The organism is Streptomyces sp. NPDC048392, assembly GCF_043200575.1.
Taxonomy (GTDB): Bacteria; Actinomycetota; Actinomycetes; order Streptomycetales; family Streptomycetaceae; genus Streptomyces.
The window spans coordinates 35,441-62,193 of the sequence record NZ_JBICYB010000033.1 but is presented as its reverse complement, the minus strand read 5'-3'; the positions used below and the strand labels follow the sequence as shown (position 1 = coordinate 62,193).

Annotated in this window: 24 protein-coding genes and 1 pseudogene; 10 read left to right on the top strand and 15 right to left on the bottom strand. The window is 71.4% G+C overall.

From position 1 onward, the window contains the following. The first annotated feature begins 41 nt into the window (after positions 1-41). Complete coding sequence (locus ACGFYH_RS30555) at positions 42-1,007, top strand: NUDIX hydrolase (protein WP_393806418.1); 966 nt, start codon at positions 42-44, stop codon at positions 1,005-1,007. After that, positions 1,004-1,834: an MBL fold metallo-hydrolase gene (locus tag ACGFYH_RS30550; RefSeq protein ID WP_393806417.1), complete on the top strand. Its 831-nt coding sequence runs from the start codon at positions 1,004-1,006 to the stop codon at positions 1,832-1,834. The genes ACGFYH_RS30555 and ACGFYH_RS30550 overlap by 4 nt, the downstream gene beginning before the upstream one ends. A 28-nt stretch (positions 1,835-1,862) precedes the next feature. On the opposite strand, the gene ACGFYH_RS30545 is transcribed toward ACGFYH_RS30550, so the two are convergent. Next, positions 1,863-2,537: a Crp/Fnr family transcriptional regulator gene (locus ACGFYH_RS30545; protein WP_003975365.1), complete on the bottom strand. Its 675-nt coding sequence runs from the start codon at positions 2,535-2,537 to the stop codon at positions 1,863-1,865. A 486-nt stretch (positions 2,538-3,023) separates the two neighbouring features. Here ACGFYH_RS30545 and nth point away from each other — a divergent pair, with 486 nt between their 5' ends. The 3 genes from nth to ACGFYH_RS30530 are packed head-to-tail and all read left to right on the top strand — an operon-like array spanning position 3,024 to position 6,180. After that, the gene (gene nth / locus ACGFYH_RS30540) at positions 3,024-4,145 is read left to right on the top strand and encodes an endonuclease III (RefSeq protein WP_393806431.1); all 1,122 of its coding nucleotides are present in this window, start codon (positions 3,024-3,026) and stop codon (positions 4,143-4,145) included. 52 nt (positions 4,146-4,197) lie between these two features. Beyond that, positions 4,198-4,935, top strand: a complete 738-nt coding sequence (locus tag ACGFYH_RS30535) for an NUDIX hydrolase (protein WP_393806416.1) — start codon at positions 4,198-4,200, stop codon at positions 4,933-4,935. A 45-nt stretch (positions 4,936-4,980) separates the two neighbouring features. Then, the gene (locus ACGFYH_RS30530) at positions 4,981-6,180 is read left to right on the top strand and encodes a MarP family serine protease (protein WP_393806415.1); all 1,200 of its coding nucleotides are present in this window, start codon (positions 4,981-4,983) and stop codon (positions 6,178-6,180) included. 39 nt (positions 6,181-6,219) lie between these two features. On the opposite strand, the gene ACGFYH_RS30525 is transcribed toward ACGFYH_RS30530, so the two are convergent. From ACGFYH_RS30525 to ACGFYH_RS30500, 6 genes are all read right to left on the bottom strand, one after another. Continuing rightward, a complete protein-coding gene (locus tag ACGFYH_RS30525; protein ID WP_393806414.1) occupies positions 6,220-6,405 on the bottom strand; it encodes a hypothetical protein in 186 nt (61 codons plus the stop codon). 127 nt (positions 6,406-6,532) lie between these two features. After that, positions 6,533-7,501, bottom strand: a complete 969-nt coding sequence (locus ACGFYH_RS30520) for an alpha/beta fold hydrolase (RefSeq protein WP_393806413.1) — start codon at positions 7,499-7,501, stop codon at positions 6,533-6,535. Then, on the bottom strand, positions 7,498-7,986 hold the full coding sequence (locus ACGFYH_RS30515; protein WP_393806412.1) for a phage holin family protein: 489 nt from the start codon (positions 7,984-7,986) through the stop codon (positions 7,498-7,500). The genes ACGFYH_RS30520 and ACGFYH_RS30515 overlap by 4 nt, the downstream gene beginning before the upstream one ends. 125 nt (positions 7,987-8,111) lie before the next feature. Continuing rightward, complete coding sequence (gene nhaA / locus ACGFYH_RS30510) at positions 8,112-9,536, bottom strand: Na+/H+ antiporter NhaA (RefSeq protein ID WP_393806411.1); 1,425 nt, start codon at positions 9,534-9,536, stop codon at positions 8,112-8,114. A gap of 176 nt (positions 9,537-9,712) precedes the next feature. Beyond that, entirely contained in the window at positions 9,713-11,671 is a 1,959-nt protein-coding gene (acs, locus tag ACGFYH_RS30505; protein WP_393806410.1) for an acetate--CoA ligase, read from the bottom strand. 298 nt (positions 11,672-11,969) lie between these two features. Further along, a complete protein-coding gene (locus ACGFYH_RS30500) occupies positions 11,970-14,408 on the bottom strand; it encodes a SulP family inorganic anion transporter (RefSeq protein ID WP_393806409.1) in 2,439 nt (812 codons plus the stop codon). A gap of 312 nt (positions 14,409-14,720) precedes the next feature. Between ACGFYH_RS30500 and ACGFYH_RS30495 the strand changes: the two genes are divergently transcribed. Continuing rightward, complete coding sequence (locus ACGFYH_RS30495; protein WP_393806408.1) at positions 14,721-16,016, top strand: hypothetical protein; 1,296 nt, start codon at positions 14,721-14,723, stop codon at positions 16,014-16,016. A 139-nt stretch (positions 16,017-16,155) separates the two neighbouring features. On the opposite strand, the gene ACGFYH_RS30490 is transcribed toward ACGFYH_RS30495, so the two are convergent. Then, a complete protein-coding gene (locus ACGFYH_RS30490; protein WP_393806407.1) occupies positions 16,156-17,136 on the bottom strand; it encodes an ATP-binding protein in 981 nt (326 codons plus the stop codon). A 110-nt stretch (positions 17,137-17,246) separates the two neighbouring features. On the opposite strand from ACGFYH_RS30490, the gene ACGFYH_RS30485 reads away from it, so the two are divergent. Beyond that, positions 17,247-18,071 carry an oxidoreductase gene (locus ACGFYH_RS30485; RefSeq protein WP_393806406.1) on the top strand — a complete coding sequence of 275 codons (825 nt, stop codon included), beginning with the start codon at positions 17,247-17,249 and terminating at the stop codon, positions 18,069-18,071. Between the two features lie 380 nt (positions 18,072-18,451). Here the strand turns inward: ACGFYH_RS30485 and ACGFYH_RS30480 are convergent, their stop codons facing one another. Next, a complete protein-coding gene (locus ACGFYH_RS30480; RefSeq protein WP_393806405.1) occupies positions 18,452-19,321 on the bottom strand; it encodes an HAD family hydrolase in 870 nt (289 codons plus the stop codon). A 611-nt stretch (positions 19,322-19,932) separates the two neighbouring features. Between ACGFYH_RS30480 and ssd the strand changes: the two genes are divergently transcribed. Both ssd and ACGFYH_RS30470 read left to right on the top strand, forming a co-directional pair. After that, the gene (gene ssd / locus ACGFYH_RS30475) at positions 19,933-21,102 is read left to right on the top strand and encodes a septum site-determining protein Ssd (protein WP_393806404.1); all 1,170 of its coding nucleotides are present in this window, start codon (positions 19,933-19,935) and stop codon (positions 21,100-21,102) included. Positions 21,103-21,239: 137 nt separating this feature from the next. Then, positions 21,240-22,199: pseudogene (locus ACGFYH_RS30470) on the top strand (ATPase, T2SS/T4P/T4SS family); the annotation flags it as partial. Positions 22,200-22,383: 184 nt separating this feature from the next. Here ACGFYH_RS30470 and ACGFYH_RS30465 read toward each other — a convergent pair. The 3 genes from ACGFYH_RS30465 to ACGFYH_RS30455 form a co-directional block, all read right to left on the bottom strand. Next, positions 22,384-23,037, bottom strand: a complete 654-nt coding sequence (locus ACGFYH_RS30465; RefSeq protein ID WP_393806403.1) for a class I SAM-dependent methyltransferase — start codon at positions 23,035-23,037, stop codon at positions 22,384-22,386. Between the two features lie 74 nt (positions 23,038-23,111). Further along, positions 23,112-23,612, bottom strand: coding sequence for a hypothetical protein (locus ACGFYH_RS30460; protein ID WP_393806402.1), 501 nt, complete (start codon positions 23,610-23,612; stop codon positions 23,112-23,114). A gap of 271 nt (positions 23,613-23,883) precedes the next feature. Then, a complete protein-coding gene (locus ACGFYH_RS30455; RefSeq protein WP_393806401.1) occupies positions 23,884-24,222 on the bottom strand; it encodes a hypothetical protein in 339 nt (112 codons plus the stop codon). Positions 24,223-24,321: 99 nt separating this feature from the next. Here ACGFYH_RS30455 and ACGFYH_RS30450 point away from each other — a divergent pair, with 99 nt between their 5' ends. Then, a complete protein-coding gene (locus ACGFYH_RS30450; RefSeq protein ID WP_393806400.1) occupies positions 24,322-25,122 on the top strand; it encodes a GntR family transcriptional regulator in 801 nt (266 codons plus the stop codon). A gap of 52 nt (positions 25,123-25,174) precedes the next feature. On the opposite strand, the gene ACGFYH_RS30445 is transcribed toward ACGFYH_RS30450, so the two are convergent. From ACGFYH_RS30445 to ACGFYH_RS30435, 3 genes are read right to left on the bottom strand one after another with little or no spacing between them, the layout of a single operon-like run. Beyond that, positions 25,175-25,435 (bottom strand): hypothetical protein, encoded by a 261-nt coding sequence (locus tag ACGFYH_RS30445; RefSeq protein WP_393806399.1) that lies wholly within the window; start codon positions 25,433-25,435, stop codon positions 25,175-25,177. Then, positions 25,435-25,617: a hypothetical protein gene (locus tag ACGFYH_RS30440; protein WP_393806398.1), complete on the bottom strand. Its 183-nt coding sequence runs from the start codon at positions 25,615-25,617 to the stop codon at positions 25,435-25,437. Before ACGFYH_RS30440 ends, ACGFYH_RS30445 begins: the two co-directional genes overlap by 1 nt. A 41-nt stretch (positions 25,618-25,658) precedes the next feature. After that, on the bottom strand, positions 25,659-26,738 hold the full coding sequence (locus ACGFYH_RS30435) for a peptidoglycan-binding protein (protein ID WP_393806397.1): 1,080 nt from the start codon (positions 26,736-26,738) through the stop codon (positions 25,659-25,661). Positions 26,739-26,753 lie beyond the last annotated feature (15 nt).

The window sequence follows — 26,753 nt, the reverse complement described above, 5'->3', positions numbered from 1 at the left end:
GGCCACTCGAACATCAGCCCGTCACCGGATAGCCTCCGGCCATGGCGAATGGTCAGGAGAGTCGTCGGGCGAGTGATCGGGCGAGTGGTCCGGCGAACGGTCAGTGGTTTCCGCCGGAGTGGCCGGACCGCATCCGTGCGCTGGCGGCCGGCACCCTCACCCCGGTCACCCCGAAGCGTGCGGCCACCGTCATGCTCCTGAAGGACACCGGAACCGGCACGGACACCGGCGCAGGACCCGTCGTCCACATGCTGCGCCGCCGCACCTCCATGGCGTTCGCGGGCGGCGCGTACGCCTATCCGGGCGGCGGGGTCGACCCGCGTGACGACGACCGCGACATCCGCTGGGCGGGTCCCACGCGCGCGTGGTGGGCGGATCGGCTGGGCGTCGACGGGGCGGGCGCCCAGGCGATCGTCTGCGCGGCCGTACGGGAGACGTACGAGGAGGCGGGCGTCCTGCTCGCCGGACCCACCGGCGACTCGGTGGTCGGCGACACGACGGGCGCGGACTGGGAGGCCGACCGGGCCGCGCTGGTCGGCCGTGAACTGTCCTTCGCGGAGTTCCTGGACCGCAGGGGCCTCGTCCTGCGTTCCGACCTGCTGGGTGCCTGGGCGCGCTGGATCACCCCGGAGTTCGAGTCCCGGCGCTACGACACGTGGTTCTTCGTGGCCGCGCTCCCCGAGGGGCAGCGCACCCGCAACGCCTCCACGGAGGCCGACCGCACGGTGTGGATCACCCCGGCGGAGGCCGCGGCCGGGTACGACCGGGGCGAGCTGCTGATGATGCCGCCCACCGTCGCGACCCTGCGCGGCCTCGCCGGGTGCGGTACGGCGGCCGGGGCCCTCGCGGCGGCTCCCGGCCGCGACATGACGCCCGTGCTGGCCCGTGCCCGGCTGTCCGGCGACGAGGTCGTCCTCTCCTGGCCGGGACACGACGAGTTCACGAAGCACGTCCCGGGTACCGCGCCGGCGACACCTTCCGACCCGACCGGAGGAGCTCCCGCATGACGGACGCAGCAGCCCTGCCCGGACAGCCGCGGGGCGGTGTCCTGTCGGGCCCGGCCACCACGCGCGCGGTGAACGTCCTCGCTCCCAACGCGTCGGCGATGACCCTGGACGGCACGAACACCTGGATCCTCGCCGAACCCGACTCCGACCTGGCCGTCGTGGTCGACCCGGGCCCGCTGGACGACACCCACCTGCGGCACGTCGTCGACACGGCCGGGCGGGCCGGCAAGCGGATCGCGCTGACCCTCCTGACGCACGGTCACCCGGACCACGCGGAGGGCGCCGCGCGCTTCGCCGAGCTGACGCGCACGAACGTACGAGCACTGGACCCGGCGCTGCGGCTGGGCGACGAGGGGCTGGCCGCCGGGGACGTGCTCGGGGTCGGCGGCCTGGAGCTGAGGGTCGTGCCGACGCCGGGGCACACGGCCGACTCCCTGTGCTTCCACCTGCCCGCCGACCGGGCGGTCCTGACGGGCGACACCATCCTCGGCCGCGGCACGACGCTGGTGGCCCACCCCGACGGCCGTCTCGGCGACTACCTGGACTCACTGCGCAGGCTCAGGTCGCTCACGGCCGACGACGGGGTGCACACGGTGCTTCCGGGGCACGGGCCCGTGCTGGAGGACGCCCAGGGCGCCGTGGAGTACTACCTGGCCCACCGCGCGCACCGCCTCGCCCAGGTCGAGACGGCGGTCGAGGACGGGCACCGGACGCCGGGCGAGGTCGTCGCCCACGTGTACGCGGACGTGGACCGCTCCCTGTGGCCGGCGGCGGAGCTGTCGGTGCGGGCACAACTGGAGTACCTGGGCGAGCACGGGCTGATCTAGCGGCCCGGTGCCCGCCGGGGGCCCGGCGTCAGCGGGAACGCTTGGCGAGCCGCTCCACGTCGAGCAGGATCACCGCGCGGGCCTCCAGCCGGAGCCAGCCGCGCTGGGCGAAGTCCGCCAGCGCCTTGTTGACCGTCTCGCGGGACGCGCCGACCAGCTGGGCCAGCTCCTCCTGCGTCAGGTCGTGCACCACGTGGATGCCTTCCTCGGACTGCACGCCGAAGCGGCGGGAGAGGTCGAGCAGCGCGCGGGCGACACGGCCGGGGACGTCCGAGAAGACCAGGTCGGACATGGCGTCGTTGGTCTTGCGCAGGCGACGCGCGACGGCGCGCAGCAGCGCGGTGGCCACCTCGGGGCGGACGTTCAGCCAGGGCTGGAGGTCGCCGTGGCCGAGAGCGAGCAGCTTGACCTCGGTCAGCGCGGTGCCGGTCGCCGTACGCGGGCCCGGGTCGAAGAGCGACAGCTCGCCGATCAACTCGCTGGGGCCGACGACGGCCAGCATGTTCTCGCGCCCGTCGGGGGACGTGCGGTGGAGCTTGACCTTGCCTTCCGTGACCACGTAGAGGCGGTCTCCGGGGTCCCCCTCGTGGAACAGGGTGTCGCCGCGGGCGAGGGTCACCTCACTCATGGAGGCGCGGAGTTCCGCGGATTGCTCGTCGTCGAGCGCCGCGAAGAGCGGGTTGCGCCGCAGAACGTCGTCCACGAGTTCTCTCCTTGTCGACCGGCTCAGAGGATCTTGTTCCCCCGGTGTACCAGGGGTCCGTGGTGCCCATTTTGCCGGACAGTCCAAACAGTGTGATCTGTCACAAGGATGCCGTACTGATGTCCGGGGGTACGCGGCAGGGGTCCAATTGGACGCCGATCTTCAGGGTCCGGGGCAGATGTCGGTGCCGGGCCGTAGGCTGGCCGGGTGTCCAAATCGCCGGTGAGAGCACAGGCCTGGGGGGCTGCGCGGGTGAGTGTACGTCGCGATTCCGCTGTGGGCGAACAAGGCCCCGATGGTGGTAGGAAAACGGCGAAAGCAACAAAGAGGGCAGTGCCTGCCAAGAGGGTGACTGCGGAGAAGGGTGCCGTGAAGAAGAACGCCGCGAAGAGCCCGGCACCTGCCGAGAGGGCGGCGTCCGGGAAGAGCCCGGCGCCTGCCGAGAAGGCGGCGTCCGGGAAGAGCCCGGCGCCCGTCGAGAAGGCGGTGCCCGCCAAGAGCGCGACACGGGCCGAGAAGGCGGCGTCCGCCAGGGGCGACACACGGGCCAAGAAGGCGGCGTCCGGGAAGAAGGCGGCACCCGCCAGGGGCAAGAAGGCGGCGTCCGGCAAGGAGGCGGCACCCGCCACGGCCGAGAAGGCGGCGTCCGGCAAGGAGGCGGCGCCCGCCACGGGCAAGAAGGCGGCGTCCGCCGGGAAGACCGCGCCCGCCAAGCGGCTGGCTCCCGTCAAGCGGCAGGCTCCCGCCAGGAAGCCCGCCGTCGCCCCCGAGAAGGCCACCGCCGCGGTCAAGGGCGTCGCCCCGGTGAAGACCGTCGCCGCGAAGCCGCCGCGCGGTGAGTCGCGCACCGCGCTGGTCCGCCGAGCCCGCCGTATCGACCGCGAGCTGGCCGAGGTCTACCCGTACGCCCACCCGGAGCTGGACTTCGAGAACCCGTTCCAGCTGGTCGTGGCCACGGTGCTGTCCGCCCAGACCACGGACCTGCGGGTCAACCAGACGACGCCCGCCCTCTTCGCCAAGTACCCCACACCCGAGGACCTGGCCGCCGCCAATCCCGAGGAGGTCGAGGAGATCCTGCGCCCGACCGGCTTCTTCCGGGCCAAGACCAAGTCGGTCATAGGGCTGTCCAAGGCGCTGGCGGAGGACTTCGGCGGTGAGGTCCCCGGCCGCCTCGAAGACCTCGTCAGGCTGCCCGGCGTCGGCCGCAAGACCGCCTTCGTGGTGCTCGGCAACGCGTTCGGCCGTCCGGGCATCACCGTGGACACGCACTTCCAGCGCCTGGTGCGCCGCTGGCAGTGGACCGCCGAGACCGACCCCGACAAGATCGAGGCCGCCGTCGGCGCGCTCTTCCCGAAGAGTGACTGGACCGACCTCTCCCACCACGTCATCTGGCACGGCCGCCGCATCTGCCACGCCCGCAAGCCCGCCTGCGGTGCCTGCCCCGTCGCCCCGCTCTGCCCGGCTTACGGCGAGGGCGAGACGGACCCGGAGAAGGCGAAGAAGCTGCTGAAGTACGAGAAGGGCGGTCTCCCGGGCCAGCGGCTGAAACCCCCGCAGGCCTATCTGGACGCGGGCGGGAAGCCGGCGCCGCCGCTGGGGGCCGGGTGACGGAACGATCTCGGTGGCTTCGGGCGTTGGAATCGGCAGGACGGGGGTGGAGATGACACGGGCGAGCGACACGCAGGGCCCTGCGCGGGACCGCACTCGGGGCGCGATCCTCAGCAAGGACGGGCTGCCCGACTGGCTGGACCCGGTGGTGCGGGCCGTCGAGACGGTCCGGCCCACCCAGCTGAGCCGCTTCCTGCCGCCGGCGGACGGCGCCGGCCGGCAGTCCGCCGTCCTGATCCTCTTCGGCGACGGCACGCGCGGAGACGGGGAGCGGTCCGGCCGCGGCCCGGAGCTGCTGCTCATGGAGCGGGCCGGCTCCCTGCGCTCCCATCCGGGCCAGCCCGCCTTCCCGGGCGGCGCCCTCGACCCCGAGGACGGTGATCCGCGCGGTGACGGGCCGCTGCGGGCCGCCCTGCGCGAGGCCGAGGAGGAGACCGGACTCGATCCGGCCGGGGTCCAGCTGTTCGGAGCCCTGCCCAAGCTCTACATCCCGGTGAGCGGCTTCGTCGTCACCCCGGTGCTGGCCTGGTGGCGCGAGCCCTCCCCGGTCGGCGTCGTCGATCCGGGCGAGACGGCACGCGTCTTCACGGTCCCCGTGGCGGATCTCACGGACCCCGCCAACAGGGTCACCACTCTTCACCCCAGCGGTCACCGGGGCCCGGCATTCCTGGTCGAATCGGCGCTCGTGTGGGGCTTCACCGCCGGCATCATCGACCGGTTGCTGCACTTCGCCGGCTGGGAGCGGCCCTGGGACAGGGAGAAGCAGGTCCCGCTGGACTGGCGCGCATGACAGGGTGGCCTGCGTACCGCAGACGACAAGACGAGGCCTGAATCGGTGAACGTGCTGGACATCCTGTTGCTGCTGGCCGCCGTCTGGTTCGCGATCGTCGGCTTCCGCCAGGGCTTCGTCGTCGGCATCCTGTCGGTGATCGGCTTCCTCGGTGGCGGCCTCGTCGCCGTCTACCTGCTGCCGGTGATCTGGGACGCGCTCACGGACAACGCGGAGGTGAGCACGACCGCCGCCGTCGTCGCGGTCGTCGTCGTCATCGTCTGCGCCTCCGTCGGGCAGGCCCTGACGACCCATCTGGGCAACAAGCTGCGCCGGCACATCACCTGGTCCCCGGCCCGTGCCCTGGACGCCACCGGCGGTGCCCTGGTCAACGTCGTCGCGATGCTGCTGGTCGCCTGGCTGCTCGGTTCCGCCCTCGCCCGGACCACGATGCCGACGGTCGCCAAGGAGGTACGGCAGTCCACGGTGCTCGCGGGCGTGCAGGAGGTGCTGCCCACGGAGGCCAACAACTGGTTCGACAGCTTCACCTCGGTCCTCGCGGAGAACGGCTTCCCGCAGGTCTTCAGCCCGTTCTCCAGCGAGTCGATCCCCCCGGTGCAGGCGCCCGACCCGGCGTTGGCGGGCAGCCCGGTCGCCGTCCGTGCCAAGCAGTCCATCGTCAAGGTCATGGGCACCGCACCCGACTGCGGCAAGGTCCTGGAGGGCACCGGCTTCGTCTTCGACGACCGCCGCGTCATGACCAACGCCCATGTCGTGGGCGGCGTCGACGAGCCCACGGTGCAGATAGGCGGCGAAGGGCGGAAGTACGACGCGACGGTCGTCCTCTACGACTGGCGGCGCGACATCGCCGTACTGGACGTGCCGGAACTGGACGCGCCCGCGCTGCGGTTCACCGACGAGGACGCGAAGCGCGACGGGGGCGCGATCGTCGCGGGCTTCCCGGAGAACGGGGCGTACGACGTCCGTGCCGCGCGGGTGCGCGGGCGCATCACGGCCAACGGACCGGACATCTACCACCGCGACACCGTCCGCCGGGACGTCTACTCGCTGTACGCGACGGTGCGTCAGGGCAACTCCGGCGGCCCGCTGCTGACCCCTGAGGGCGAGGTGTACGGCGTGGTCTTCGCCAAGTCCCTGGACGACCCCGACACCGGATACGCGCTCACCGCGGACGAGATCCGTGAGGACATCGGCAAGGGCCGCACCGCCGACCAGCAGGTGGACAGCGACAGCTGCGCGCTCTGAAAGGCCCCGCCCCGCAGCCTCCCCGCAGCCGCCCGCGGCTCAGGTGCGTGGATGGCGCAGGCGTACGGAGACCCAGCGGGCCCGGCGGCGCAGGATGCGCGGGATGCCCACCCGAAGCTCAGCCCCCGCCAGTTGCGGGGTGCCGCCTCGTCGGTGGGTGCTGCTCGCGCCGCTCGTGGAGCGGCCGTCGCGTGCTACGTCACTGTAGTCGTGCGTCCAGCCCATACCGGGACGTCTGCCCCCGCCCCAAGGTCGATAACCGTTCCCGGGGCGCCCAATTGGCCTATGCGCCGGGCAAGTGGCCGTTGATAGGACAACCGTACTGGTTCGGATACCGGGCGCGTTCGTTCGGTCACCGATCGGGTTCGGGATCCTTCAGCCAGTTGATCAGTTCGGTCGAGAAAGCGACCGGATCCTCTTCGTGCGGGAAGTGTCCGAGCCCGTCGAACAGCCGCCAGCGGTACGGCGCTTCGACGTACTGCCCGGACCCGGCGGCGCTGCGCGTCCGCACCACGGGATCCAGGGAACCGTGCAGATGCAGCGTCGGCACCCGCACCGGCCGCTTCATGCGGCGGTAGAACTGGACGCCGTCCGGCCGGGCCAGGGAACGCATCAGCCAGCGGTACGGCTCGACCGAGCAGTGCGCCGTGGAGGGGATGCACATGGCGCGGCGGTACGCCGTCACCGCCTCGTCGTCCAGCAGCCGCGGCCCGGACCAGTCGTGGAGCAGCCGGCCGACCAGCGCGCCGTCGTCCGCGGTCAGTTGGCGCTCCGGCACCCAGGGGCGCTGGAAGCCCCAGATGTAGGAGCCCGCCCGGCTCTGGCGGACGTCTGCGAGCATGGCCGAGCGCCAGCGCCGGGGGTGCGGCATCGAGGACACCGCGAGCCGCCGTACCAGCTTGGGCCGCATCGCGGCGGCCGTCCAGGCCAGGTAGCCGCCGAGGTCGTGGCCGACCAGCGCGGCGTCGGGCTCGCCGAGCGAACGGATCACACCGGTGACGTCGAGGGCGAGGCCGGCCGGGTCGTAGCCGCGCGGGGTGCGGTCGCTGCCGCCGACGCCGCGCAGGTCCATGGCGACCGCACGGAAACCGGCGTCGGCGAGCGCCACCAGCTGGTGTCGCCAGGTCCACCAGAACTGGGGGAAGCCGTGCAGCAGCAGCACCAGCGGCCCGTCGCCCAGCTCGGCGATGTGGAAGCGGGCGCCGTTGGCCGCGACGTCCCGGTGGGTCACCTCGGGCCCGCCCGGGATGCCGAGCCGTACGACCGAGGTGGGAAGCCGCGCCGAGGGGGAGTGCCCCGAAGGGATGGTGGAGCCCGTCATGAGGACGAGCGTGCCACAGCCTCGATCGCTTCGGGGGACCGGTCCGCGGGGAGTTCCGGGCGCGGGTGCGGCTTGGCGTTCTGCAGTACGCCCGCCGACCGCTTCACCGAGGCGGCGACCTTCTGCGGGCCGCGCCCCTTCCTGGCCTTCTTCGCGAAGACGACGCCGACCAGCGCGAGGAGGCCCGCGACGAGGACGTTCGCCGCGAAGGACAGCAGGAAGCAGACCGCGAGATTCCAGTCGCTCCAGGTCCGGATGCCGTAGGCCAGCGCGAAGCTCAGCATCGGCAGCGAGAACACCAGGAGCAGGCCCGCGGCGGAGAAGGCGCCGCCGCTCGTCACCCCGCGCTTGACGTCCTGCCTGAGTTGGGCCTTCGCCAGCGCGATCTCGTCGTGCACGAGCGCCGACAATTCGGTGGTCGCCGAGGCGAACAGCTGGCCGATGCTGCGTTCGGTGCCGACCGGGTTGCCGTCGGGTGCGCTCATCGCGGTCTCCCTCTTCTGCTGGCTCGTCTGCGTACGGTTCCGTGACGTCTTCCCCGGGCCCGGCCGTGTCCGGTCCGGGTCGGTTCGACTGCGTACGGTCCCGTCTTTTGTACCGTCTCGTCAGATCATGCCGGACCGTCGCCCTCATCGCCTGCCCCGCCCGCCACTTCGGCAAGCCGCGCCGACTCCATCTCCTCGGCGATCCGGCGGTGCTCGGCGGCCTTCTTCTCGTAGATGGCGGCCACACGCAGGTGGTACGCGGGGTCGTCCTCCTCGTAGACGTCCGGCACGCCGCTGAGGTCGTCGTCGCGCTCCTCCTCCGCGACCAGCCCCCGGTATTTGGCGTTCCGCATCTTCAGCAGCACCGTCGCCAGGGCCGCCGCGATGAGCGAGCCGATCAGGACGGCGGCCTTGACCTCGTCCGTCAGCGTCGCGTCGCCCTCGAAGGCCAGCTCGCCGATGAGCAACGAGACGGTGAAGCCGATGCCGGCCAGGGTCGCCACCGCGAACACGTCGGCCCATTCGAGGTCGTCGCTGAGCGACGCCCTGGTGAAGCGCGACGTCAGCCAGGTGCCGCCGAAGATGCCCAGCGTCTTGCCGACGACGAGCCCGAGTACGACACCGAGGGTCTCCGGCTTGGTGAACACGTCGGCCAGCGCCCCGCCGGAGAGGGCCACACCCGCGCTGAACAGCGCGAACAGCGGAACGGCCAGGCCCGCCGACAGCGGGCGCACCAGGTGCTCGATGCGCTCGCCGGGGGAGTGGTCCTCGCCCTCGCGGGTGTGGCAGCGCAGCATCAGTCCGATCGCGACGCCCGCGATGGTGGCGTGGACGCCGCTGTTGTACATCAGGCCCCAGATCACGAGGCCGAGCGGGACGTACACATACCAGCCGCGTACGCCCTTGCGGAGCAGCAGCCAGAAGACGACGAGGCCGACGACCGCGCCGCCCAGCGCGGCGAAATCGAGGCCGTCCGTGAAGAAGACCGCGATGATGAGGATCGCGAACAGGTCGTCGACGACGGCGAGCGTCAGCAGGAAGGCGCGCAGGGCGCTCGGCAGCGACGTGCCGATGACGGCGAGTACGGCGAGCGCGAAGGCGATGTCGGTGGCGGTCGGCACGGCCCAGCCGGACAGGGAGCCGCCGCCTGCGATGTTGGTGACGGCGTAGACGACGGCCGGCACGATCATGCCGCACAGCGCCGCCACCACCGGGAGCGCGGCCGCCTTGGGGTCCTTCAGGTCACCGGCGACGAGTTCGCGTTTGAGTTCGATGCCGGCGACGAAGAAGAAGATCGCCAGAAGCCCGTCGGCCGCCCAGTGCTCGATCGACAGATTCAGACCGAGGGCCCCGGGGCCGAAGTGGAAGTGGCTGACGCTCTCATAGCTGTCGTGCAGCGCCGGTATGTTCGCCCACACCAGCGCGGTGATCGCGGCGACGAGCAGCAGGACACCGCCGACGGTCTCGGTCCGCAGCGCTTCCGCGACGTAGTTGCGCTCCGGAAGGGACAGCCGTCCGAAGGCCTTGCGGGGGGAGCGGGGCGCGGTCACGAAGAAAACCTCCGGTCGGTGGGCAGCATGGAACACATGCCGACCAGACTTCCCGGCGCACCATGAGGATCAGATGAGTCTCTTACGTCCTGACCAGCTTACCCGGGCCCCGTGCATCGCACAGGGCGAGAGCACCCGGCGCGCGTCCGGCGCCGGGTGCCCTCGGTGTACGTGCCTCAGTCCTCGCTCGGCGCCGCCGGGAGCTTCGACTGGATGAGGTCCATGACGGTCGAGTCCGTCAGCGTCGTCACGTCCCCGAGCTGGCGGTTCTCCGCCACGTCGCGCAGCAGGCGTCGCATGATCTTGCCGGAGCGGGTCTTCGGCAGCTCCGCCACCGGCAGGATCCGCTTCGGCTTGGCGATCGGGCCGAGCGTGGTACCTACGTGGTTGCGCAGGTCGGCGACCAGGCCGTCGCTCTCCGCCGCCGTACCGCGCAGGATCACGAAGGCCACGATGGCCTGACCGGTGGTCTCGTCCGCCGCGCCGACCACGGCCGCCTCGGCGACCGAGGGGTGGGAGACCAGCGCGGACTCGACCTCGGTGGTGGAGATGTTGTGGCCCGAGACGAGCATCACGTCGTCGACGCGGCCCAGCAGCCAGATGTCGCCGTCGTCGTCCTTCTTGGCACCGTCGCCCGCGAAGTACTTGCCCTCGAACCGCGCCCAGTAGGTGTCGATGAACCGCTGGTCGTCGCCCCAGATGGTGCGCAGCATCGACGGCCACGGCTCCGTGAGGACCAGATAGCCGCCCCCGCCGTTCGGCACCTCGTTGGCCTCGTCGTCGACGACGGTGGCGGAGATGCCGGGCAGCGCGCGCTGGGCGGAGCCCGGCTTGGCGTCCGTGACGCCCGGCAGCGGTGTGATCATCATCGCGCCGGTCTCGGTCTGCCACCAGGTGTCGACGACCGGGGTGCTGTCCGCCCCGATGTTCTTGCGGTACCAGATCCACGCCTCGGGGTTGATCGGCTCGCCGACCGAGCCGAGGACGCGCAGGGACGACAGGTCGAACTTCGCCGGGATGTCGTCGCCCCACTTCATGAAAGTCCGGATCGCGGTGGGCGCCGTGTAGAGGATGGAGACCTTGTACTTCTGCACGATTTCCCAGAACCGGCCCTGGTGCGGGGTGTCCGGGGTGCCCTCGTACATGACCTGCGTGGCGCCGTTGGCGAGCGGGCCGTAGACGATGTACGAGTGCCCGGTGACCCAGCCGACGTCGGCGGTGCACCAGAAGACGTCGGTCTCCGGCTTGAGGTCGAAGACGGCCCAGTGCGTGTACGCCGTCTGTGTGAGGTAGCCGCCGGAGGTGTGCAGGATGCCCTTGGGCTTACCCGTGGTGCCGGAGGTGTACAGGATGAACAGCGGGTGCTCCGCGTCGAACGCCTCGGGCGCGTGCTCGGCGGACTGCCGGTCGACGGTCTCGTGCCACCACTTGTCGCGCGAGTCGTCCCAGGCGACGTCCTGGCCGGTGCGGCGGACGACGAGCACGTGCTCGACGATCCCGGCGCGCTCGGCGGCCTCGTCGACGGCCGGCTTGAGCGCGGAGGGCTTGCCGCGTCGGTACCCGCCGTCGGCCGTGATGACGACGCGGGCGTCGGCGTCCTGGATGCGGGTGGCGAGCGCGTCCGAGGAGAACCCGCCGAAGACGACCGAGTGCGCGGCGCCGACGCGGGCGCAGGCCAGCATCGCGATCGCGGTCTCGGGAATCATCGGCATGTAGATCGCGACGCGGTCGCCCTTGCGCACACCCAGCTCCAGCAGGGCGTTGGCGGCCTTGGAGACCTCGTCCTTGAGCTGGGCGTAGGTGATGGCGCGGCTGTCGCCGGACTCCCCCTCGAAGTGGATGGCGACGCGGTCGCCGTGGCCGGCCTCCACGTGCCGGTCCACGCAGTTGTAGGCAACGTTCAGCGTGCCGTCCTTGAACCACTTGGCGAACGGCGGGTTCGACCAGTCGAGCGTCTCGGTCGGCTCCTTCACCCAGGTCAGCCGGCGGGCCTGCTCGGCCCAGAAGCCGAGCCTGTCAGCCTTGGCCTGTTCGTACGCCTCCGCCGTGACGTTGGCGTTCGCGGCCAGGTCGGCGGGGGGCGCGAACCTGCGTTCTTCCTTGAGCAGGTTGGAGAGGGAAGAAGTCTCGCTCATCGCCCCATCCCCTCCCTGAGCAGGTTGGCCAAGGATTCGTTGCTCACGACATCTCCCTTTCTCAGGGTTGTCCGTTGTGTCCCAGGCCACAGCTCATCAGACCCGGGGGGCCGATGACAAGGGTCGACGGGCGATTGGTTTAGACCTGTCAGGCTGTCGCCCGTCCTTGCGCCCCAGTCCTTGGTGTGTCCTTCGTGGTCCGTGGTCATCCGTACCCACGGACGCCGACGGCGCGGGGTTCAGTGTCGGTAACGCCGCTCACACCGCCCGCGCCCCGGCTCTCCGGCCGCTCAGGTGGTCAGGCGGTCAGATCGGTCTCCAGCACCCGCTCGAACACCCCGCCGTCGGAGTCCTCGGACAGCAGGTACGCCTGGGCCTCGCCCACATGGAAGTACATGCCGTGCAGCTCCAGGTCGTCGGCGTCCAGTGCGCGGGACACCGACTCGTGGGCCCGCAGGTGCTCCAGCTGCTGGACCACGTTGGCCAGGCACAACTGCTCGGCCGTGTCAGCGGGTTCGCGCCCGGCCAGCCGGGGCCGCCGGGCACTCTTGTCCCCGGGCACGCGCTCCAGGCTCGGCAGCCCGTGCCGCAGCCACCGCTGGAGCGGTGTCCGCGCGCCCCCGGGCTCGGCGCTGAGCAGCGCCTGCATCGCCCCGCACCCGGAGTGTCCGCACACCGTGACGGACCGCACCTTCAGCACGTCCACCGCGTACTCGATCGCGGCGGCCACCGAGTCGTCGCCTCCCTCCTTGCCCGGCAGCGGCACGAAGTTGCCGACGTTGCGCACCACGAAGAGGTCGCCGGGGCCGCTGGAGGTGATCATCGACGTGACCACCCGCGAGTCGGCGCAGGTCAGGAACAGCTGGGAGGGCTGCTGTCCCTCCCGGGCCAACCGGGCCAGCTCGCGACGCACCAGCGGGGCGGTGTTGCGCTGGAAGGCGCTGATGCCACGCGCGAGCTCGCGTCCGGTGGCTCCGGCGGGCCCGGTGCGTCTGCCGGGTCCGGTGGCCTCTGTGGTGCCGGCGGGTCCGCCCGGGCCGGCAGCCGGGCCGGGCGTCGTGCCGTCGGTCCCGCCGGTGACGGCTTGTCGGTCGGTACCGGGTGGTGGCGCGGCCGGGGTGCGTTCGCACTGGTGGTTGCGCCACGGGGTCCAGGGGCGGCAGCGGCAGCCGTCCACCTCGGCCGGTTCGGAGATGCGGATGCCGGGCCGGCGGCCGGTGATGTCGACGGAGCCGCCCTGCGCGGTGTGCGTCTTCTGCCAGTCCTGCAGCGTCTCGTAAGCCGCGTGGTCCATGAACGACCCGTCCAGCTCCACGACGGCGTCCGCCCCGTGGGGCACTTGGTGCAGGACCCGGCTGAGCCGCGGCACGGCGAGGAACGTCAACTGGCCTCGTACATGTACGTGATGAACTCCCTCCCCGCCCTCGTGGGTGATCCGGGTGCGGGTGAGGCGGTGCAGGGCGACACCGACGGCGACGGCGATGCCGAGTGCGACGCCCTCCAGGACTCCGAAGAACACCACGCCGCAGGTGGTGACCGCGTAGACCCGCACCTCACGGTGGCGGGTCACCGTGCGGATGTGGTTGAGCGACACCATTTTGAGGCCGACGGCCATGACCAGGGAGGCGAGCGAGGCGAGCGGGATGAACTCCAGGGCCGGGACCATCAGCAGTGCGGCGATCACTACGAGAACGCCGTGCAGCATCGTGGAGTTCCGGCTGACGGCGCCGGCCGCCACGTTCGCCGAACTGCGCACGGCCACACCGGCGATGGGCAGGCCGCCGAGTGACCCGGAAACGATGTTGGCGGCGCCCTGCCCGAGCAGTTCGCGGTCGAGGTTGGAGCGCTTGACGCGGCCGGCCGGGCCGGGTCTGGCGGCGACCAGCTTGTCCACGGCCACCGCGCCCAGCAGGGACTGCACGCTGCACACCAGCGTGGTGGTGAGGACGGCGGCGACGAGTCCGAGCACCGGTCCTTCGGGCAGCGTGGCCAGGGCGTGACTGCTCCAGGACGGCAGGTCGACCTTGGGCAGGCGGAGCCCGGTGAGCGCGGCGACCGCGGTGGCACCGGCGACGGCGATCAGCGCGGCGGGCAGCTTGCCCAGAAGCTGTCCCGCCCGGCCTGGCAATCGGGGCCAGAGGAGCAGCAGGGTCAGCGTCAGCACGCTCACGGCCAGGTCGGCGGGGCGCAGGTTCGCCAACTGGGCGGGCAGGGCGACCAGGTTGTCCGGTACGGAGCTCTGCGGGGTGCCGCCCAGGACGATGTGCAGCTGGGCGACGGCGATGGTGACGCCGATGCCGGCGAGCATGCCGTGCACGATGGCGGGGCTCACGGCGAGCGCCGAGCGTGCCACGCGCAGACAGCCCAGGCCCAGTTGGGCGAGCCCGGCGAGAATGGTGATGGCGCAGGTCGTACGCCATCCGTAGTGCTGGATGAGGTCGGCGGTGACCACGGTGAGTCCGGCGGCGGGTCCGCTGACCTGGAGTGGGCAGCCGCCGATCCGCCCGGCGACGATCCCGCCCACCGCGGCGGCGACGAGGCCGGCCTGGAGGGGGGCGCCGGTGGCGAGGGCGATGCCCAGGGAGAGGGGCAGGGCGATGAGGAAGACCGCGACCGAGGCCGACAGGTCGGCGCCCGCGACGCGGAAGCGCCGGGGGCCGCGGGGTGGCGGACTGTGGGGTGGGTGCACGTGCTCGGTGCGGGCCGAATCGGCGCGGGCGGGGACGCAGGCTGACATGTTTCCCGTCTCCTACAGCGGCGGGATACCGGGCGCCCGGCGGACGTCCGGTGCGTACGTTCGAGCGCTGACGGCCAGGCTTTGTCGCGCTCAGTAAACAGATCGTAATTGAGAGTAAAGAAGAGGCATAGATGTTTACCTCGAATGGAGTAGCGCCCCGCGTATTCGAGTGAATCAGTTATTTCATCGGCTTGTCGTACTAATTCCTTCTCATTTCCGTGTCACCTTGACGGCGCTGACGGCACGGCCCGGCTCAGCACCCGACATCGCCTCGCCGGCGTTGACCCGAGAGAAGGAAGAAGGTGGGCGGACATGGCCGCCACCCGCAGGATGGCCTCCCGAAGGACGGCCGCGTGTGCCCTGGTCGCCGCGGTCTGCGCCGCGTCGCTCGCCGGTTGCGCGGTCGGCAGCGGCACCGGTTCCGGCGAAGGGACGCACGGCCCGCAGAAGGAAAAGGGGAAAGCGGCACCGGCGCCCAAGAACGCGGTCCGGCTGATCGGTGACGGTTCCACCGCGTACACCGGGGCGCAGCCGCACCTGCCCCGGCCCGAACGCCTCAAGCCCGGCCAGAAGCCCCCGCAGTTCGTGGTCTTCTCGTGGGACGGCGCGGGCGAGGACAGCCAGAGGTTGTTTTCCCACTTCCGCGAAGTGGCCAAGGAGAACAACGCCACGATGACGTACTTCCTGAGCGGCGTGTACATGCTGCCGAAGGAGAAGCGGGACCTGTACAACCCGCCCCAGCACTCACCGGGCCGCTCCGACATCGGCTTCAACGACGAGCAGGGCATCGCCGACACCGTCAAGCAGCTGCGGCTGGCGTGGCAGGAGGGCAACGAGATCGGCACCCACTTCAACGGGCACTTCTGCGGTGCCGGCGGCGGGGTCGGCGAGTGGTCCGTCGAGGAGTGGAAGGAGGAGATCAGCCAGGCCAAGCAGTTCGTGAAGACCTGGAAGACGAACACCGGGATGAAGAACGCGGCGCCCCTCCCCTTCGACTACGACAAGGAGCTGATCGGCGCCCGCACCCCGTGTCTTGAGGGCCAGAAGAACTTCATGAAGGCCGCGAGCCAGATGGGCTTCCGCTACGACAGCAGCGGGGTGAACAACCAGGTCTGGCCGGCGAAGAAGGAGGGCCTGTGGGACCTGTCGATGCAGCTCGTGCCGTTCCCCGGCCACTCCTACGAGCAGCTCACCATGGACTACAACTACATGGTCAACCAGTCGGGCACCGCCACTCAGGGCGACCCCGCCAAGCGCGAGTTCTGGGGCGACCAGATGCGTGACAGCCTGCTCCAGGGCTTCAAGCGGGCCTACGACGGGAACCGTGCGCCCCTGCTCATCGGCAACCACTTCGAGTCCTGGAACGGTGGCACCTACATGCGTGCCGTCGAGGAGGTCGTCGAGACGGTGTGCACCAAGGAGGATGTGCGCTGTGTCTCCTTCCGGCAGCTCGCGGACTGGCTGGACGCCCAGGACCCGAAGGTCCTGAAGAAACTGCGCACCCTCGGGGTCGGGGAGGCCCCGAAGAAGGGCTGGGCGTCCTTCCTGTCGGCCGCGCCCGCACCGGCGCCGAAGGGCGTGCCCGGGGCGCCGGCCGCCCAGCGGTAGCGTCCGCCAGCCGGTAGCCGGCCGCCCAGCGGTAGCGTCCGCCAGCCGGTAGCCGGCCGCCCAGCGGTAGCGTCCGCCAGCCGGTGGCCGGCCGCCCAGCGGTAGCGTCCGCCGTCCTGGTGGCCGCCCGGCCGAGGGCTCACGCCGGGGCGGCGATCTCCTCGCCGAGCACGAAGCCGGGGTCGACCTGCGCCGCCAGGTCGTCCCCGGTGCGCTCGTTGCCCCAGCTGTGGGCGTTCTTCAGGTGGAAGTGGACCATCTGCTGCGTGTAGCGCGCCCAGTCCCGCACCCCGTACCTCGCGTCGACGGCCGTGTGCAGCGCGCGCAGCGCCCGGCAGTTGGCCTCCTCCAGCAGGTCGAACCGGGGCGGGCGGCCCTTCTCCATGGCGCGTACCCAGTCCGAGTGCCCGACGGTGACCAGCAGGTCGTCCCCGACCTGCTCGCGCAGGAAGTCGAGGTCGTCCTGCCCCTGCGCCTTGTTGCCGACGACTTTCAGGGTGACGCCGAAGTCGCGGGCGTACTCCTTGTACTGACGGTAGACGGAGACCCCCTTCCGGGTCGGCTCGGCGACGAGGAAGGTGATGTCGAAGCGGGTGAACATGCCGGAGGCGAACGAGTCGGAGCCGGCGGTCATGTCCACCACGACGTACTCGTCACGGCCGTCGACCAGATGGTTCAGACACAACTCCACCGCTCCCGTCTTGGAGTGGTAGCAGGCGACTCCCAGGTCGGCGTCCGTGAAGGGCCCGGTGACCATCAAACGGACGGTTCCGCCGTCGAGTTCCACCGGCCGGGCGCAGGCGTCGTAGACCGGGTTGTCCTCGCGTACCCGTAGCAGGCGCGAGCCCTCGCCGGGTGGCGTCGTCTTGATCATCTTCTCGGCGGAGCCGATGCGCGGGTTGGTGCCGCGCAGGTGGTCCTTGATCAGTGGAAGGTGCTCGCCCAGCGCGGGCAGGCCGGCCGCTTCGGTCTCGTCGAGGCCCAGCGCCGCGCCCAGATGCTGGTTGATGTCAGCGTCGATCGCGACGACGGGTGCGCCGGTGGCGGCGAGATGGCGGACGAACAGGGAGGACAGGGTGGTCTTGCCACTGCCGCCCTTCCCGACGAAAGCAATTTTCATGTTCACCAAGAGTAGTGGCGTCTTAGCTGTACGTGGCACATGGATCGGGTGAGAGTGAAGAAGACCACTCATTCGTGGGGCGCGGCGCCGGGATGCGTAGGGTCGTACTCATGAGTACGACAGGCGCGAACGCCGATCCGCTCGCGGCCCTGGGCGCACTGCCCGGCGTGGCCGAGTCCGTGGAGTCCGTACGCAAGGCCGTGGACCGCGTCTACGGCCACCGGATCATGCGGCGCCGCAGCAACGAGGTCACCTCCGAGGCGGCACTGCGCGGCGCCCGGGGCTCGGCGGCGCTGTCCGGGGCGGACTGGGCCCTGGAGGAGGTGCGCCGGCGCAGCGACTTCGGCGGCGATGACGAGGCGCGCGCGGTGGGTGCGGCGTTGCGGCTGACCGCCGAGGCGGGGCAGCTGCTGTCCGTCTGGCGTCAGTCGCCGCTGCGGGTGCTGGCCCGGCTGCACCTGGTGGCGGCGGCTGGCCGGGCCGACGAGGTGGGGAGGCCCCGCCAGAAGGGCGAGCCGGTGGACGAACCGCTCGTCGAGCTGCCGCTGCCCGACGCCGAGGAGGCGCACGGCCGTCTGGAGGGCCTGGCCGCGCTGGTCACGGCAGGCGGCTCGGCTCCGGCGCCGGTGACGGCCGCCGTAGTGCACGGGGAGCTCCTGGCACTGCGCCCCTTCGCTTCCCACAACGGGCTGGTGGCGCGCGCGGCCGAACGCATCGTCCTGGTCGGCGGCGGACTGGATCCCAAGTCGGTATGCCCGGCCGAGGTCGGACATGCCGAGCTGGGGCGCGCGGCCTACCTGGCGGCGCTCGACGGCTACGTATCCGGAACGGCCGGGGGCGTGGCGGCGTGGATCGCCCACTGCGGCAAGGCGGTCGCGCTGGGCGCCCGGGAGTCGACGGCGGTGTGCGAGGCACTGCAGCGCGGGGCGGCGTAGGGCGGGCGGGGCGCTGTCCGGCGGACGGGACAGAAATGCGGCGGTACGAGTGCTCGTACCGCCGCTGGCATGGCCACCGGGTTACCAGGCGTCCTCGGTGTTCGCCCATCAGGTCGGGAACTTCGCCCGTCACCTGGTGCGGCTGGCCCGTAATCGACGGGTCGACGTCGCGTGGGTGCCCGATGTCCATGCTCGGTCCGTGGGGCCGACTGCGTGTTTGAGGGGATCCTTTCGGATGTCCTTGGTCTCGCGGGCCGTTGAGTCCTTTGTACTACCGGGCCCGAGCAAGCGGAAGTGTTTGCCGCACTTCTTTACTTTTGCGCTCATACGCGGCCTGAACGGCCGGTCAGGCCGGTCAGGCCCACCGGCCGGTCCGGTGGTCAGGCCGCGGTGGACCGGCGTCGGCTCGCGTACCAGACGAGACCCGCGGTGGCCGCCGCGGCGCCTATCGCCGCCGCGGCTACGAGCGCGGGCCGCGGTGGCACGGAGAAGCCACCGATCCGCTGCTTGAGCCGCACGGGACGGTGGAAATCGAGGACCGGCCACTCGCGCGCGAGAGCCTCCTTGCGCAGCGCCCGGTCCGGGTTGACCGCGTGGGGGTGGCCTACGGCCTCCAGCATCGGCAGGTCGGTCGCGGAATCGCTGTAGGCGTAACAGCGGGACAGGTCGTACCCCTCCGACTTGGCCAGCTCCAGGATCGCCTCCGCCTTGGTGGGGCCGTACGCGTAGTACTCCACCTCCCCGGTGAAGCAACCGTCGTCCCCCACGATCATGCGGGTCGCCACCACCCGGTCCGCGCCGAGCAGCTCGCCGATCGGCTCGACGACCTCGGCGCCCGACGAGGAGACGATCACGACGTCGCGGCCGGCGGTGTGGTGCTCCTCGATCAGGGAGGCCGCCTCGTCGTAGATGATCGGGTCGATCAGGTCGTGCAAGGTCTCGGCGACCAGCTCCTTGACCAACTGGACGTTCCAGCCGCGGCACAACGCCGAGAGGTACTCGCGCATCCGCTCCATCTGGTCGTGGTCGGCTCCGCCGGCCAGGAAGACGAACTGGGTGTACGCGGTACGCAACACGGCCCTGCGGTTGATCAGACCGCCTTGGTAGAACGACTTGCTGAACGTCAGCGTGCTCGACTTCGCAATGACCGTCTTGTCCAGGTCAAAGAAGGCCGCAGTGCGAGGCATGGAGTGCGCCATGGAGTGGGGCAAGGAGCGGGGCAAGGAGTGGTTTTCCACAACCCTGAGCATAGGCGCAGCCCATTCGGCGTAAGGTGTGGCGCGTGGGTTTGCCTGAGAGGGCTCTCGGGTACACCATGGAAGTCACGGATCGTTCGCGACCGTGCTAACCCGGTCCGACTCCTCCCCCCCCGAGTCGGCCGTGGAGACGACCCCCGCTCTCCCCCCCCGGCGGGGGTCGTCGCATGTCCGGATGGGTTTCTTCGCTCATCCCGTGGTCTGGGCCCCGCGCCGTCACGGCGCGGGGCCCAGATGTCGTTGTGCCCACGACCGACTACGCGGCGTAGTTACCGGACTGCTCTGCGGAAGTCGCACACGGGGTGGAGTGAAGCCAGCCCGTGCTCACCGGTTCGGGTGAGTCGATATTCACAACCGTCGAGTTGTCCACAGTTTTTCACCAAGATCCACATGTTTTCCCGGATCGCTGCACCGTGATTCCCATGCGTCCGGGCCGCGCCGAGTTCTACGGCCGGATCTGTTTGCGGACGCGTGATGTCGGCCGTTCGTGCGGGCGCCGGTTTCCGGTTCCTCACACGGCTGCCAATCGCGGAGCCGCGGGGGCTGCGCGAGACCACGAGACAGCGGGCGCGGCCGCGGGAGCCGCGCCGAAGGGGGAAGCGGCCATGACCGGAACCATCACGCACGACCCGCCACCCGCCGCCGGAGGGCGGCAGAGCGGACCACTGATCGTCACCGAGGACGCGGAGCTCCTCGACGACCTGCTGCGCCTGTGCGCGGCCGCGGGCGCCACACCGGAGGTGCGCCACTCGGTGCCTGTGACACCGCCGGCGGCTTCGGCAGCGGCGACGGCCTCGGCGGTCTTGGTGCCCGGGCAGCGGACCGGCTGGGAGACCGCGCCACTCGTCCTCGTCGGGGACGACGCGGCGCGGCGCGTGCGCGGTGCCGTCCGGAGACGAGGAGTGGTTCTCGTGGGCCGCGATCAGGACGACTCGGGAGTCTGGCAGCGGGCCGTCGAGATCGGCGCCGACCATGTCCTGATGCTGCCCGACGGCGAGCAGTGGCTGGTCGACCGCATCGCCGACGTCGCCGAGGGCGTCGGCCGTCCGGCTCTCACCGTCGGCGTCATCGGCGGCCGTGGCGGTGCCGGAGCGTCCACGCTGGCCTGCGCGCTCGCCGTCAGCTCCGCACGGGAGGGACTACGCAGTCTGCTGGTCGACGCCGACCCGCTGGGCGGGGGCCTCGACGTCCTCCTCGGCGGCGAGACGGCGGACGGACTGAGGTGGCCGGCGTTCGCGGCCTCGCGCGGACGGGTCGGCGGCGGCGCCCTGGAGGAGTCGCTGCCCGAGCTGCATTCGCTGCGAGTGCTCAGCTGGGACCGGGGGGACTGCGTCGCGGTACCGCCGCAAGCCGTACGTGCGGTGCTCGCGGCGGCCCGGCGAAGGGGCGGCACGGTCGTCGTGGACCTGCCGCGTCGGATCGACGAGGGGGTCGCCGAGGTCCTCGCGCAGCTCGACCTCGGGGTCCTCGTCGTCCCCGCCGAACTGCGGGCCGTCGCGGCGGCGGGCCGGGTGGCTGCCGCGGTCGGCATGGTCCTGCGCGACCTCCGGATCGCCGTGCGCGGGCCGTACACATCCGGCCTCGACGACCGCGAGGTGTCCCGGCTGCTCGGCCTTCCCCTGGCCGGTGAGGTGCCGGTCGAGTCCGGGCTCCTGCGTGCCACGGAGAGCAAACGCCCCCCGGGCACGCCCGCCCGCGGCCCGTTGGCGCGCTTTTGCCGGGAGTTCTGGGAACGGGCGCTGGCGGATACGGAGGGGCGGGGTGGGGGTGACTGATGAGGGCCCTGAGCGAGGCGGTGGTTGAGGTGACCGCGGCCAGTGACAGCGGGAGGGCGCTTGTGACGAGGCGAGGGAGCGGCGTGGTCGGCGGGGCCGGAGCGGTCGTGAGCGGTGGAAGGCGGACGGAGGCGGACATGGTGATCGCGGGGGAGCCGCCGGGCGCGGCTTCGGGTGCGGAGGCCCTGGGAGGAGGGAAGGGCGGCCGGGGTCTTGAGAGGCCCGGTGGGCAGACTGGGCGGTTGGTTCCGGGCTGGGCTTCCGGGGGCACCGGCGCGCCTGCGACTGTCGAGGCTACCGAGGCTGCTGGGGCTTCTGACTCCTCCTGGGCTTCCGGAGGGAGAGGGGCCGCCTCCGTCGGTGAGCGGTGTCGGGGGCCGGCTTCCGGGCGGTCATCGGTGTCAGTCTCAGGCCTCGGACGGCATCCGGGGCCGGCTTGCCACAGGTTCGAAGGTCCCGCTTCCGGGAGGCACCCGGCGACGGTCTCCCGGAGAGGCCCGGGCCCCGCGCCCGGCATGCTCGACGGTGTGCGGCGGTGGCTTGCCGAGAGCGGGGAGGAACCGACGCCCGCCCGTGTGGCGCAAGCCCTGCGGGAGCAGGGACGGGTGCTCGGGGACGCCGAGATCCTCGGTGCCGCCGATCAGCTCAGGTCGGAACTGGTCGGCAGTGGGCCACTGGAACCGTTGCTCGCCGACCCGTCGGTGACCGACGTACTGGTGTCCGCCCCGGACCGGGTCTGGGTGGACCGGGGCGGCGGTCTTGAGCTGGCGCCGGTCTCCTTCCCGGACGCGGGCGCCGTACGGCGGCTCGCACAGCGCCTCGCCACCGTCGCCGGGCGCCGGCTCGACGACGCACGGCCCTGGGTGGACGCCAGGCTGCCCGACGGCACCCGGCTGCACGCGGTGCTGCCACCGGTCGCCGTCGGCTGCACGTGCCTGTCGCTGCGGGTGGTACGGCCGCGCGCCTTCACCCTCGACGAGCTGGCGGCGGCGGGCACCGTGCCGCCCGGCGGTGACCGCGTGCTGCGCGCCCTGCTGCGGGCCCGGCTGTCCTTCCTCGTCAGCGGGGGCACGGGCAGCGGCAACCCCAAGATGGTGCTGTAACGCCTCTAAAAGGATCATGCTCGTGGTCCCAGATTCGCCACCCGGAGAACCTAGCTGACCTGCGGTTTTGTGGCCGATTTCCCCAGCCTGCGGACGAGCCTTCGAATCCAAGGTGAGCACGAGAAGCGGCCCCGGACAGCGGTTGAGGTCGCTGTCCGGGGCCGCTTCGGGAGGTCGTTCAGGCGCAGGCGCTCACGATGAGCGTGCCGATGTGCCCCTCCTCCGGGGCATCCACCACCCTGGCCTTCACGCTCGAGAACCCCGCCCGGACCAGGTGCCGCTCCCACACCGCCGGCTTGTAGCTGTACCGGTAGGTGAACATGGCCTTCCCCGCAAACCCGCCCTTGTACATGCCCTGCGGACCGTAGGCGCCCGGGATGGCCGGCGGCTGAGAGAAGACGAACGCGCCGCCCGGGGCCAGCCGCTCGCGCACCAGCGGGAAGAGCCGGGACGGGTCGGTGAACCAGGCCGCGCCGAAGATGGAGTACACCGCGTCATAGCGGGCCTCGTCCGTGGCGAGCCAGTCGAGGACCTCCGCCTGCTCGATGCGGACACCGAGCGGCGCCCACCGCTCGCCCGCCAGCTCGACCATGCGCGGCGACAGGTCCACGCCGGTCGCCTTCACCCCCTGCTGCGCCAGGGAGGCGAGGGCGCGGCCGGTGCCGCACCCGATCTCCAGCACCGACTCGGGCGAGCCGAGCAGCTCGGGCCCGGGCCCGTGGCCGGCGTACTGCGTCCAGTGGAACGACGGCTCGGCCTCGGCGTCGAACGCGCTCTTGGCGAAGGTGTCCCAGAGTTCGGTCTCGGCCGGGATGTCGTGAGGTACGGGCACTGTGGTTCTCCTGGTCGTCGGGAGGCCCCTGCCCTCGGGGGTGCTGCGAGGGCAGGGGCCGACTGTAGCGGCGGTCAGTGGCTGTCGGGGACCTTGTTGTCGCACGGCGAGCAGTTCGCGCCGTCGATGGCCCACAGCTCTTCGTCGATGGCCCAGCCCTGGGACTTGAGGAAGTCGCCGGTGCGCAGGCACAGGCCGTCGGTGCGGCGCTCGATGAACGGAGCGTGGTGCTTGTACCGGCCGCCGTTGTACAGGCGGCAGATGCCCCACCAGACCGGGGTGTCGAGGATGAGCTGGTGGACGCCGATGTCGACGAGCTTGCCGACGCCGAGGTGTACGTCCGGGTTCTCGATGGAGCCCATGACGTACATGACTCCGTTGCCGAGGATCCGCTCGGCCATGTCGCGGACCATGGTGTGGTCACGCAGGAGCAGGGCGATCTCCCGCTCCCAGAGGGTCATGCCGGAGTCGAAGATGTTGACGGTCAACTCGGTGATGTGGGGGGCGACCGCGTTGAGGAGTTCCTGCGGGTCCCGGGTGCGGGTGGTGGGGGTGAGGTCTAACGCGACGGTCACGATGTCCTCCTGTTGTGGACGGCGCCTCCAGTCGGAGGCGTCTGGCCCGCCCGCTGGTAGGGGGCGGGAGTCTGGGTGAGGCGCGAGGGCCCGCAACCGGACAGTGGCGGGCAGGCGTACACCTCGATGCTCAAGTCGTGGCTGCCGGAGCGGCCTTGGGCGCGGCCCGCGGACACGCCTCCGGTCACGGCGAGGGAGGCGCCGCACAGCACGCAGGCCCACCCGGAGTACTGGGCCCAGGACAACGCGCCGGCAGACGGCAGGACCGGTGTCACGAGCGGCCTCCCAACTGCCCCCACAGGCCGGTCTCGTCGGTGGTCAGTCCAGCCCTGTGGCAGAGGGCGGTGAGAATCGACCAGCCGGGGCCGTGGCTGTTAATGAGCGGCAGCGGGTCGGGCCCCTGCGCGGTGATGCGGATGCGGGCACCCGCGGTGGAGAGGGTCATCTCTACGACGGGGGCGCCGGAGCCGAGGACGGCGACGAACAGTTCGTTCGCGATGAGCGGGGCGTCGGGGTGCTCGACGCGGCCACGGGTCCAGAGGCGGACGTGGGGCGCCTCGATGGGCTCACCCTTGAACGCCTTCTGCCACGTGTGACCCGATTCGGGCATGACTGGACCCCGCAGACGGTGGCTACCTGAGTACGGATAGTGCTTATCTGTACTCAGATTGTCGCGAGAGTTGGCGCTGGTCAAGAGGGAGGGGAGAGTATGTGTACTCAGATTGACGCGATCACACGGAACGGTGGTACGGCAGTGGCACAGCCCGAGTACCTGCGCATCGCCGCTGAGCTGCGGCAGCGCATCGCCTCCGGCCAGCTCGCACCGGGCGACCAGCTGCCGACCCTGCCCGCCCTGTGTGCGTCATATGGCGTATCCGAGACCACCATCCGCAACGCGCTCCGGCTCCTCGCCACCGAGGGGCTGATCGAGACCCGGGCCCGCGCCGGCACTCGCGTCCGGCCGCGGCCTCCGATCCACCGCATGGCCGCCGACCGCTACCGGTCCACGCCCGGCGCGAAGTCCACCCCGTACACCCGCGATCAGGGCATCGGCTGGTCCGAGTACCGGCTCGACAAGCGGTTCGAGCGGGTCAAGGCCGACGCCGAACTGGCCGGACTGTTCGAGTGCGAGGTAGGCGAGCGGCTCCTCGCGCGGCACTTCGTGTTCCACGACAACGACCAGGCCACCCAGATGTCCACCAGCTACGTCCGCTGGTCCGACGTCGCTGGCACCCCGGTCGCCGACCCGATCAACGAGCCGTGGCCCGGCGGCACCCGCGCGCAGCTCGGCAGCCTCGGCATCCGCGTCACCGCGATCACGGAGTCGTTCACGGTGGGCATGCCGACCGAGCTGGAGGCGACGACGCTCCGCATCGGCGGCGGTGTCCCGGTCCTGCGGTACACCCGCCGGCACATCTCCGACACCGGCCGGATCGTCGAGGTAGCCCATCCGATCGTGCGGCGCGGCGACACCACCATCGTCGACTTCCGCATCGACCTCGAAGACTGACCCTGGACGCACGAAAGCGGCCCCGCCCTCCCGGAGGAGAGCGGGGCCGCGGTCATCGGGCGAAGAGAGCGAGGGCGCCGGTCGCTGCGCCGGCGACGCCGGTCAGCGCTGCGATGGTCGGCAGGGGCCAGCGTCCGCGCTCAAGGGCTCGGAGGCGGGTCTCGTGGTCGGCGACGTCCTTGCCAAGATCGGTGAGGCCCTGCCCGATGCCGTCCAGCTTGGTCTCTACCCGGGTCAGGCCGTCGCTCAGGGATCTCAACTCCTGGTACATCTGCGCGGGCGGGATGTACACGCCCGGGTCGGGCGTCGTCATCAGGCCTCCGGCTGCTTGCGGTTGGGCACGGCGTAGGTGATGCCCCAGGCGCCGAGGACGGCCAGGATCATGGTCACGCCCTCGCCGGTGGTCACCACGTTGTCCTGCACCGCGGTGACGGCGGCCGCGGCGCCGGCGGAGACGCCGCCCACGATGGCCTTGGCGGTGTTGGAGATGCGCATTCTGAACTCCTTCGAGAGGGGATGGGGGGTGGCTGGGTGGGTCAGGAGACGAGGAGCTGCCAGGTGAGCGGTCCGGGGTATCCGTCGGGGTCCCCGGCGAGGGCCTTGTGCGCGCGCTGGAAGGCGGCGACGTTCTGCCGGTCGGCTTCCGACCAGTGCGGGCCGGGGCCGCTGCGGTAGTGGTCGCCGTAGCCCTTCGCCACCAGCTGGTGGCCGAGCTGGGTCACGAACCGGTTGGCCGCACCCGGCTTGAAGTACTTGCGGCCCGGGAACGCGGGCGGCTTCGCCGGGGCCGACGCCTTGCTGGGCAGGTTGCCGAGCAGTTCCCGCAGCGACGACTCGCCGGGGATGCCGTCGGCGTCCTGGTGCGGCGCGGTGCCCTCGAACCCCAGCGACTTCTGGTAGTCCGAGTAGTTGAGGGTGTCGGCGTCCGTCCAGCGTGGCCCAGGACCGGACGCGTAGTGCCGGCCGAACCCCTTCTTCACGAGGGCGCGGCCGACGTCGGTCACCTGGTCGCCGTAGGCGCCGTACCCGTACTCCAGGCCCCCGAGGGTGACCTTGTAGCGGGCGACGCTGCCGCCCGGGATGGCGCTGCCGCTCGGGGCCGGGGCGGCCTGGTAGCCCTTGGCGGGCATGCCGGCCTTCACCCACGCGTACAGCTTGCTGCCGGGGCAGAGGGTCGCGAAGCCGTCCTTGTGCCCGCGCTTGGCGAGGGTACGGCCGGTCTTCCGGCACGCCTCGTCGTACAGGGCGCGGCACGCGGCGAGGGCCTTCGCGCTCGGCTCCTGGTCGCCACCGATGGCGATCTGCACGCCCAGGCCGGAGATGTTGTGGCCGGGGCAGTGTGCGCCCTGGCGGGTCCACCCGCGGCCCTCGAAGATCTCACCGGCCTGCGACACCACGAACGAATAGCCGATGCCCGCCCACCCGTTGCCGAGGTGTTCGGCCTCGATGGCGCGCGGGATCGCGTAGCCGGTGCGCGTGATGTGGTGCGCTCCGTCGTAGTGGATGTAGAACTCGGAGCGCTGCGGCAGGGCGACGTGGGCGGGGCCGTCGCTGCTCGGGTCGTGGTCCCAGGGGGTGGCGCCCCACGCGGCGCGGCTGATGATCGTGACGGACATGGCGGCCTCCAGGCA

Coding starts and splice junctions, on each gene's coding strand:
- ACGFYH_RS30555 (WP_393806418.1), top strand. CDS start 42: ATGGCGAATGGTCAGGAGAGTCGTCGGGCGAGTGATCGGGCGAGTGGT.
- ACGFYH_RS30550 (WP_393806417.1), top strand. CDS start 1,004: ATGACGGACGCAGCAGCCCTGCCCGGACAGCCGCGGGGCGGTGTCCTG.
- ACGFYH_RS30535 (WP_393806416.1), top strand. CDS start 4,198: ATGACACGGGCGAGCGACACGCAGGGCCCTGCGCGGGACCGCACTCGG.
- ACGFYH_RS30525 (WP_393806414.1), bottom strand. CDS start 6,405: ATGGGCTGGACGCACGACTACAGTGACGTAGCACGCGACGGCCGCTCC.
- ACGFYH_RS30520 (WP_393806413.1), bottom strand. CDS start 7,501: ATGACGGGCTCCACCATCCCTTCGGGGCACTCCCCCTCGGCGCGGCTT.
- ACGFYH_RS30515 (WP_393806412.1), bottom strand. CDS start 7,986: ATGAGCGCACCCGACGGCAACCCGGTCGGCACCGAACGCAGCATCGGC.
- acs (WP_393806410.1), bottom strand. CDS start 11,671: ATGAGCGAGACTTCTTCCCTCTCCAACCTGCTCAAGGAAGAACGCAGG.
- ACGFYH_RS30500 (WP_393806409.1), bottom strand. CDS start 14,408: ATGTCAGCCTGCGTCCCCGCCCGCGCCGATTCGGCCCGCACCGAGCAC.
- ACGFYH_RS30495 (WP_393806408.1), top strand. CDS start 14,721: ATGGCCGCCACCCGCAGGATGGCCTCCCGAAGGACGGCCGCGTGTGCC.
- ACGFYH_RS30490 (WP_393806407.1), bottom strand. CDS start 17,136: ATGAAAATTGCTTTCGTCGGGAAGGGCGGCAGTGGCAAGACCACCCTG.
- ACGFYH_RS30485 (WP_393806406.1), top strand. CDS start 17,247: ATGAGTACGACAGGCGCGAACGCCGATCCGCTCGCGGCCCTGGGCGCA.
- ACGFYH_RS30480 (WP_393806405.1), bottom strand. CDS start 19,321: ATGCTCAGGGTTGTGGAAAACCACTCCTTGCCCCGCTCCTTGCCCCAC.
- ssd (WP_393806404.1), top strand. CDS start 19,933: ATGACCGGAACCATCACGCACGACCCGCCACCCGCCGCCGGAGGGCGG.
- ACGFYH_RS30455 (WP_393806401.1), bottom strand. CDS start 24,222: ATGCCCGAATCGGGTCACACGTGGCAGAAGGCGTTCAAGGGTGAGCCC.
- ACGFYH_RS30450 (WP_393806400.1), top strand. CDS start 24,322: ATGTGTACTCAGATTGACGCGATCACACGGAACGGTGGTACGGCAGTG.
- ACGFYH_RS30445 (WP_393806399.1), bottom strand. CDS start 25,435: ATGACGACGCCCGACCCGGGCGTGTACATCCCGCCCGCGCAGATGTAC.
- ACGFYH_RS30440 (WP_393806398.1), bottom strand. CDS start 25,617: ATGCGCATCTCCAACACCGCCAAGGCCATCGTGGGCGGCGTCTCCGCC.
- ACGFYH_RS30435 (WP_393806397.1), bottom strand. CDS start 26,738: ATGTCCGTCACGATCATCAGCCGCGCCGCGTGGGGCGCCACCCCCTGG.